This is a genomic window from Caballeronia udeis (assembly GCF_001544555.2).
Taxonomy (GTDB): domain Bacteria; phylum Pseudomonadota; class Gammaproteobacteria; order Burkholderiales; family Burkholderiaceae; genus Caballeronia; species Caballeronia udeis.
In genome coordinates this window covers 36611-44799 of record NZ_FCOK02000081.1, presented here as the reverse complement: position 1 = coordinate 44799, position 8189 = coordinate 36611, and the positions used below count along the sequence as shown (strand labels likewise).

Below are 8189 nucleotides of genomic sequence, written 5' to 3'. Positions count from 1 at the left end.
CGTGGTCGACACGCCTTCGATAATGCCGACTTCATCGCCGGCCTTGAGTCGCTTGGCCAGATAATCGCCGACCAGCCGTGCGCCCTTTGCGTTGTCCGGGCCGACGAACGGCACGTTCAGGTCCTTCGACTTGAGCACGTCCGGGTCAAGCCGGTTGTCGATATTCACCACAATGATCCCGGCATCCACAGCCTTCTTGACAACGGGGACGAGCGCTTTCGAATCAGCGGGGGCGATCACGAGGGCATCAACCTTCGAGACGATCATCTGCTCGACAATGCGAATCTGGTTGGCGGTATCGGTTTCGTCCTTGATGCCGTTGGTGATCAGGTCGAACTGGTCCGCGTTGTGTTTCTGATAATCCTTGGCGCCAGTTTCCATTGTCAGGAAAAACTCGTTCGCCAGCGATTTCATCACGAGAGCGACTCTCGGCTTGTGTGGGGTTTGCGCGGCGGCACCAAGGGAATACAACGACAGCGGCAGCGAGGCGCACGCACTCAGTGACAGCGCGACAGAGATAAAGCGGCGGCGCAGCGCGGGTTTGGGCGTTTTACGATGTGAGTTCATGCAGCAAATCTCCTGGTTTTGTTTTGAGTTGCCGGATGTTCGGTTCTTGGAGGAAGCAGGAAGGGGGGCGGATTGCCGGTTCCGGCAGGTTTTCTCCCGGGCAGACCGGGTTGATTTCGTGATGCAGCGTAACCACGCCGCCGAGGCAGCTATTCACTCGGCGTCTGCGTCATGTCATTGAATGTTGCCTGCCCGCATGAGGCCGGCAAGCTTTCACAGCTCATCGACGGATTCGCCCTCCACCTTCTTGTCGATGATCGCTCGCGCGTACTCAATACCTGCTCGAGTCGCGTCGATGGGACTGTCGAACGGTTCCTGCTCCGGCACGCCGAACATTTCCGATTTGCCGCTCTCGCCGCTGGCGCTGCGCGAAATGTTGACGATGATATCGAAATGGCGCGGGCCGTCGTCCGGTTCGTCGCGCTCTTTCCCTCGGCGCAATGCCTGGACGGATATTTCAAAACCTTTGTAGTGGTCGGACATGGGGCGGGACATACGCGACTCCTTTGAGCGGTAGAACGACAGGATCGCACGGCTTTGCAACGCTGCGCATGAAGAGTGTGTGGAGAGACTGTGCGAAGGCGCCTTGTCGGCGTGATGACATTTGCTCACGCGAATGTGGCGACGCTACAACGGAGCATTCTCGCCGTTATAGCAGGCCACGAAGTCGTTGGCCGCCATCGACTGCCCTCAACTGTTCCAGCACGCGGGCGAAATTGAAATTGTAAGCCTGTTGCGCAAAACCATTGCCGTCCGCGAGAGAAAGCTTACAAAGCGTGCATCAAAAGGCGCCGTGCCCCCTTGATCTGACTCATGCCGGCATCTTTCGAATGCTGCGAACGCCGCGCGCTTTTACATTTCATCGGTTCGAAACCGTACGGCATTTGTATGGCTTTTTGCCATAATGGCTTGCCTGATAAGCCACCTGACGATGGCGATGACGGCAAAAGCAACGGCAAACGCCGCAGCGGTATGGATATGTGCCTGACCTTGCATCACCTCACCTCGTTTCACGTCATTCATTTAAGGGAGAATCGCATGAAGATCCGGGCAACCATGGCAACGCTCGCACTGGGCGTCGCGTTAAGCGTGAGCTTCGCTGCAACACCGGCGTTTGCCGACAACAGCCAGCAATCGAAGATGACCACCTGCAACGCGCAGGCTGCGGGCAAGAAAGGCGATGACCGCAAGGCTTTCATGAAGGATTGCCTCTCGTCGGCGCCTGCCGCCGCCGCGGCTCCAATGACCCAGCAACAGAAAATGACGGCGTGCAACAAGTCGGCTACGGGCAAGAAAGGCGATGATCGCAAGGCCTTCATGAAGGACTGTCTCAGCAACAAGGGCTGAACCGGAACGAGGTGACGTTCGATTGTTGGCGATTGTTCGCTGAAGCCGCGGGTCTCTGGACCCGCGGCTTTTTTCATGGTTTTTTTGCGAATAAATCGTGCGTAGGTGAAGTCCCGAACACGGGAAAACCCCGCCCCGTCTTATTGCAGTGCAGCTACGGTCGTGCTACGCGGCGCGCGTTTTATCTCATAAGATGACGCGAAGGCGGCCCACCAGAACAACTAATGCGCCATCGGTCCGCCACAGTCTAGCCGGCTTGCAGCACTGCAACGGACGGAGGCCCGAGGATGGTTTGGCGATATAAAAACCGCTGGTTCAGGCGGTGGCTGGTCTTGATCATTTTTTGGGCGGTTCCCGTCATGATCGTGGCGGCCAACGAGATTCGCGAGCAACTCGCGTACGACGCCCAGGATCTCGCGCACTCCCTGTCCAGCTGGACATTCACCGACGCGCAACGCGCCTCTCCCGCGATTTCGCGCTGCTATGGTTCCCTCGACGAAGCTCGCGCAGCCGGTTGCCCGCCGGATGTGCTCGCCGCCAATGCGGCGAAGAACCAGGACGCGATGGCGGAGTATTCGACTCGTCGCAGCGTGCTGTTCGGCTATCTATGGCACGCGTTTGTCGGCTACTGGGTCGTGCCGGCGGTCACGCTGTTTCTACTGGGCGCGGTCATCGGCGTGATTCGACGCTCCCTCCGGCGCCCGCCCACAAAAAGCGACAAAGCGAAGCAAGCCAATGAATCAACTCGGATTGCAAAGCCGTAAAAACGTCGTGTTGCGCTGCGGAGACGCACGATCAGCCGTTTCTTTGCACTATTTAACACGGTTTTCAACTTTATTTTGCCGGGTAACTTTGACCGGAATTCGGGCTATCGGGACGGGCTGGCCCGCTGCTTGCGTCTTTGGAATTTGTCTGTCGTGAGAGACGAATGTGTCACGCAAACAAGCGTTTTCTCAGGCAGGCAGCCTCTCGGCCGGGCAGGTCAAAGTTACCTCATTGCATTTGCCTGACACGGCAAAAACCAAGCGGGGTAAGGCTCCGCGCGATTTCATGACATGTTGCGGGAGTACGTGCCGTGTTATAAAACGCCATGCTGTAACACCCGTAGATGGGGTTTCCCAAAAAACCACGATGGAGAAAACGATGCAAAGACGAAACTTCATGATCAAATCGACCGCGGCGCTTGCACTGGGTGGCCTCGCGCTGGCCGGCTGCACGACGACGTCGAATCAAGGTGCACAACAGACCGCTGGCGACGCGGACGCCCGCCGTTCGATCAATGCGGATATCGACGCGACCATGCAACGCCTGTACGTGACGGCCAGGGGTTCCCGTGAACTGGTCGGCAAGGCGCGTGGCGTGCTCGTGTTCCCGTCGGTGATCCAGGCAGGCTTTATCGTCGGGGCGCAGTACGGCAAGGGCGCGCTGCGGGTGGGCGGCAGCTCGGTCGGCTACTACAGCACGACCTCCGGGTCGATCGGCCTGCAAGCCGGCGCGCAATCGAAATCGATTGTCTTCCTGTTCATGACGCAGGACGCGCTCGACCAATTCCGCAATGCCGACGGCTGGTCGGTCGGCGGCGATGCGTCGGTTGCGCTGGTCAAGATGGGCGCTAACGGCAATATCGATTCGACCACCGCAACCGCGCCGGTCGAAGTGTTCGTGCTGACGAACGCTGGCCTGATGGCCAACCTTTCGCTGGAAGGCACGAAGGTATCGCGTCTGAAGATCTGATGATCTGATAAAGGTATTCGGCCAGCGAGAGTTGGCCTGAATCCTTAATCATGTGCACCGAAACGTGCGCTAAAGTCAAAACCGCCGCGCAGTACGACCAGACGGTCGTCCTGCGCGGCGGTTTTCTTTTTGGCCTTGAATCGGGCGAGGCGCTTGCCAGACAGGCCTTTTAGCTGGTCGCGCTGTCGATGAGCTTGAAGCGCGAACGCTTCTGCGCGCGCATGACTGCCTGATAAGCATCAACGTATTGCTGCGCCATGCGATGCGACGTGAAGCGTTCTTCAAAGCGCTTGCGCACGCCCTCGCGCGATACCGTATGCAGCCGGTTCACGGCGGCCACTGCGCCAATCTCGTCCTCGACGATGAACCCCGTCACGCCCTCGTCCAGCACTTCCGGCACGGAGCCGCGATTGAACGCGATCACCGGCGTGCCGCATGCCATTGACTCGATCATGACCAGCCCGAAGGGTTCCGGCCAGTCGATCGGGAACAGCAGCGCGTGGGCGCCGGAGAGAAAGTCGGCCTTCTGGTCATCGGCGATCTCGCCGATGAATTCCACATACGGCAGCTCCATCAGCGGTGCGATTTCGCGTTCGTAGTACTCACGGTCCGCTGCGTCCACCTTCGCCGCGATCTTGATCTTCATGCCGCACCGGCCGGCGATACGGATGGCGGTATCGACCCGTTTTTCCGGCGATATACGCCCGAGGAACGCCAGGTACGTCTGTTCAACCGGCTGCGGCATGTAGCGCGTTTCCGGCAGCCCGTGATACACGGTGGTCAGCCACTTGGCCTGCGGCAACGGATGGCGTTGCGCGTCCGAAATAGAGATAACCGGCGCGGTGTTGAACGTGTTGAAGACGGGCTGCTGCTCCGGCAAGTCGAGACGGCCGTGCAGCGTGGTGACGAACGGCGTGTCCTGGCGCTTGAACAGCGAGAACGAGTAGTAATCCATGTGGAAATGCAGAACGTCGAAATCATCGGCACGGCGCCGCACCATTTCCATCAGGAGCATGTGCGGGGCGATCCGGTCACGGATAGCCGGGTCCAGGCGCAACGCGCGCGGCCAGACGGCTTCCAGCTTCGCCTTGGTTTGCGAGTCGCCTGAAGCGAACAGGGTCACATCGTGGCCGAGTTCAACGAGCGCCTCGGTGATATACGAGACGACCCGCTCAGTGCCCCCGTACAGCTTGGGCGGCACCGATTCGGTCAAGGGGGCTATTTGTGCAATTCTCATTGTTCGCGTCTCCATCGGTCTTACGTCGCCGTGATGTTTAGTCGGTGATAGTGATCAACAGTGATCGGCACGGTCGCCGGCCGCACTCGTACGCGGCGTTGATATGCAACGCGCGCGAGCGCAACATCGTATTATTGGCCGCGGAAGCCCGGATGTTGGCAAAACTTTCACTTTCACGACCCTGTTACAGTCGCGAAACACTCGAATAACAACGGTTTTAGCTGGTTTTTGGTCAGAAATCCGAGTGGCAAGCGCCGCTTTTCATAGGCGCTTCATGTGTTGTTACGTGCGACCTGCCGGGCGTTTGTCCTGCGGCTTGGACAACGGATTAGCCAGCGGGTCGGCCAAGGGCTTAGCCAGTTTCACGCCGCGCAAGTCGGCGAGAAACGAGTCGCGCCAGACGCCCAGGTCATATTTGCGAAGCATCACCATGTTGGTTTCGTAGCGCTCGCGGCGTTCGGCGAGCGGCATGGAAAGCGCCCGGCCAATAGCTTCGCTCATGCCGACCATGTCGTGCGGATTCACCATCAGCGCACCCTTCATTTCGTCTGCGGCGCCCGCGAACTGCGACAACACGAGCACGCCGGGATCATCGGGATTTTGCGCCGCGACATATTCCTTGGCGACCAGGTTCATGCCGTCGCGCAATGGCGTGACCAGCCCGATCTGCGACTCGCGAAACAGCGACATCAGTTTCCACCGGTCGTAACGCTGGTTCATATATCGGATCGGCGTGTAGTCGAGGCCCGAGTATCTGCCGTTGATACGTCCTGCTTCATATTCGAGGTTATGGCGAATCTGCTGGTAGGTATCGACATCCGAGCGCGTGGGCGGCGCGATCTGCACCAGCGTGACATTGCCCCGCCATTCAGGCGATTTTTCGAGGAAATACTCGAACGCCTTGAAGCGCTCCACCAGGCCTTTTGAGTAGTCGAGGCGGTCGACGCTCATGATCAGCTTGCGGCCTTCCAGGCTTTGCTTCAGGTCCATCACGTCCTGGCGCGCTTCGCCGCGGGTGGCCTGTTCGGCGATTTCATCGGGGAAGATGCCGATGCGGTACACGCCGGTTTTCAGCTTGCGGCCGAACGCTTCCACAACACCCTCCGCGGTGGCTGTTCCATGCGCGTGGCGCACGATGTAATCGTGGAAAGCGGCCTGGTCGCCCGGTGTCTGGAACCCCACCACGTCATAGCAGCACAGCGACTTGACCAGTTCTTCGTGAGGCGGAATGTTGAGCAGGATCTGCGGCGAGGGAAACGGGATATGCAGGAAAAACCCCATCCGGTTGGTCACGCCTTCCGAGCGCAGCGCTTCGCCGAACGGGATCAGGTGATAGTCGTGGACCCAGATCACGTCGTCGGGTTGCAGCAGCTTGATTGCGCGATGCGCGAGCCATGAATTGACCCGTCTGTATCCCGCGTATTCGTCCCGGTCGTAGACGGCCAGGTCGTTGCGATAGTGGAAGACAGGCCACAAGGTCGCGTTCGAAAAACCGCGGTAATACTGGTCGTAATCCTTCTTCGGCAAACCGACCGTCGCGAACGTGACCGCGCCGTCCTGTTCGAGCTTTGGGCCCTGGTTCGCCACGCTGTCGCTCACGACGTCGCCGCTCCAGCCGAACCAGACGCCGCCGCTATCCTTCAGCGCGCCAAAGACGCCCACGGCGAGACCGCCGGCCGAGCCTTTGGTTTCTGTTGGAGAGGCAACGCGGTTCGATACAACAACTAGGCGGGTCATTACTGGCTTCCTTTTTGCAATTCTGGATTCTGTTCAGGGTGTGTGTATTTTTTTCCTGGCCGCGTACATATGAGGTCGCGGCCTTTGGGTGACGGTGCTTTTCTCCGTTGTGCGCAGATGATGTTCGTTCGGCCCCGCCCAGCGGCGTCAGTTCAATTCCTGTGCCGCATTCTCCGATGCCGGGCGTTGTCCGCAATTCGAGCCTCGCGTGAATGTGCCCGCAATCTCGATGCCACCGGCCGGTTCAGCGCCGTTCAACCGGTTCAACCGCAGCGCCGCCGGGCGTGCCCGGGGCGGTGGTCGCCGCGGAATGCGCGGATGCGTCCGGCCCGTTCCGCTCTCCCCGGCTCGCGACCGGATCGGCCTCCGTGTTGGCCGTCCTGCTGGACACTGGCGACCTGATCGTTCCGGCCGTGCCGGTCATGCCGTCAGCGAGGCTATGCTCGGGCGGCTGGACAAAATCTCCATGCTCCCCCTCCGGCGATATATCCGCTCGCGTCCGCGGCAGAAACTGTGGATAGGTCGATTGCGCGAAGTTCAGCAGGCCCTCGCGGACGCGGCATCGAAGATCGAAGTTCAAACCGGAATCGAACGAGCTGACGAGCACGCGAAGCTGCATGGATTTTTCGGTGGCGTCGGTGACTTGCAGGACCTGCACGCGTTTGTCCCACTCCGGCGCATTTTGCAGAATGCGCTCGAGCTCCTCCCGCATTGGCGCGATCGGCATGCGGTAATCCACGTAGAAAAACACGGTGCCAATGATCTGCGAACTGTTGCGTGTCCAGTTGGCGAACGGGTTCTCGATAAACCACTGCAGCGGCACGATCAGCCGCCGCTGGTCCCAGATCCGGATTGACACATAGGTGCCCGTGATCTCCTCCACGCGCCCCCATTCGCCCTGGATCACCACCACATCGTCAAGACGGATAGGTTGCGACAACGCGATCTGCAATCCTGCGATCAGGTTGCCCAGCACCGGCCGCGCGGCTATACCCGCGACCAGCCCCGCCACGCCCGCCGACGCCAGCAAGCTCGCGCCGACCTGCCGCACGGCGGGAAACGTCATCAACGCGCCGCCGAAACCGATGATCACGATCACCACCATCACCGAGCGCGCCAGCACGCGAGCCTGCGTGTGAATCCGGCGTGCTTGCAGGTTGTCCTGGCTGTCCAGCGGATGGGCCTGCACGAGCGCTTCGGCCACCGCGCCCACGGAGCGCACTGCAAGCCACGTCAGCGCGACGATCAGCGTCACGGTCAGCAGGTCACGCAGCGCAGCGGCGAACGGAAGCGCATCGGGGGTTTCCACCAGCACGAAACCCAGGCCGAGGATGATCAGCAGGGCGAGCGCGGGTTTATCGATGAAACGCAGCATCACGCTCATCAGCGGATACGGCCGCGCGATACGCACCAGGATACGGGCGCCCACGCGATGCACGCCGATGGCGAACAGCACGCCCAGCGCCGCGACGACAAGCGTGCCGGGCCAGGTACTAAGGGGAGCGGAAGCGATTCGCTCGAAGGAGTCGAAAGAGATCATCGTCGTCGTGGGATCAGCCTTGGAAGG

The 8189-nt window shown here is 60.1% G+C and carries 9 protein-coding genes; 3 read left to right on the top strand and 6 right to left on the bottom strand.

Features of this window, described 5'->3' with window-relative positions:
- From AWB69_RS37200 to AWB69_RS48245, 3 genes are all read right to left on the bottom strand, one after another.
- Positions 1 to 567, bottom strand: a 567-nt coding sequence (locus AWB69_RS37200) for a substrate-binding domain-containing protein (protein WP_156529099.1), incomplete at its 3' end; no start/stop codon positions are given.
- A 213-nt stretch (positions 568 to 780) separates the two neighbouring features.
- Positions 781 to 1050: a hypothetical protein gene (locus AWB69_RS37195; protein ID WP_231937358.1), complete on the bottom strand. Its 270-nt coding sequence runs from the start codon at positions 1048 to 1050 to the stop codon at positions 781 to 783.
- Positions 1051 to 1419: 369 nt separating this feature from the next.
- Positions 1420 to 1590: a hypothetical protein gene (locus AWB69_RS48245; protein ID WP_156529098.1), complete on the bottom strand. Its 171-nt coding sequence runs from the start codon at positions 1588 to 1590 to the stop codon at positions 1420 to 1422.
- Positions 1591 to 1605: 15 nt separating this feature from the next.
- Between AWB69_RS48245 and AWB69_RS37190 the strand changes: the two genes are divergently transcribed.
- The 3 genes from AWB69_RS37190 to AWB69_RS37180 all read left to right on the top strand — a co-directional run bounded on the left by AWB69_RS37190 (position 1606) and on the right by AWB69_RS37180 (position 3648).
- Positions 1606 to 1914, top strand: a complete 309-nt coding sequence (locus tag AWB69_RS37190) for a PsiF family protein (protein ID WP_062091781.1) — start codon at positions 1606 to 1608, stop codon at positions 1912 to 1914.
- Between the two features lie 287 nt (positions 1915 to 2201).
- Entirely contained in the window at positions 2202 to 2678 is a 477-nt protein-coding gene (locus AWB69_RS37185) for a hypothetical protein (protein WP_062091776.1), read from the top strand.
- A gap of 379 nt (positions 2679 to 3057) precedes the next feature.
- Positions 3058 to 3648 carry a BPSL1445 family SYLF domain-containing lipoprotein gene (locus AWB69_RS37180; protein ID WP_062091775.1) on the top strand — a complete coding sequence of 197 codons (591 nt, stop codon included), beginning with the start codon at positions 3058 to 3060 and terminating at the stop codon, positions 3646 to 3648.
- A gap of 169 nt (positions 3649 to 3817) precedes the next feature.
- Here the strand turns inward: AWB69_RS37180 and AWB69_RS37175 are convergent, their stop codons facing one another.
- From AWB69_RS37175 to AWB69_RS37165, 3 genes are all read right to left on the bottom strand, one after another.
- The gene (locus AWB69_RS37175; protein WP_062091774.1) at positions 3818 to 4885 is read right to left on the bottom strand and encodes a glycosyltransferase family 4 protein; all 1068 of its coding nucleotides are present in this window, start codon (positions 4883 to 4885) and stop codon (positions 3818 to 3820) included.
- A 282-nt stretch (positions 4886 to 5167) separates the two neighbouring features.
- Positions 5168 to 6622, bottom strand: a complete 1455-nt coding sequence (gene otsA / locus AWB69_RS37170; RefSeq protein WP_062091773.1) for an alpha,alpha-trehalose-phosphate synthase (UDP-forming) — start codon at positions 6620 to 6622, stop codon at positions 5168 to 5170.
- Between the two features lie 244 nt (positions 6623 to 6866).
- Positions 6867 to 8162, bottom strand: coding sequence for a mechanosensitive ion channel family protein (locus tag AWB69_RS37165; protein ID WP_062091772.1), 1296 nt, complete (start codon positions 8160 to 8162; stop codon positions 6867 to 6869).
- Positions 8163 to 8189: the final 27 nt, after the last annotated feature.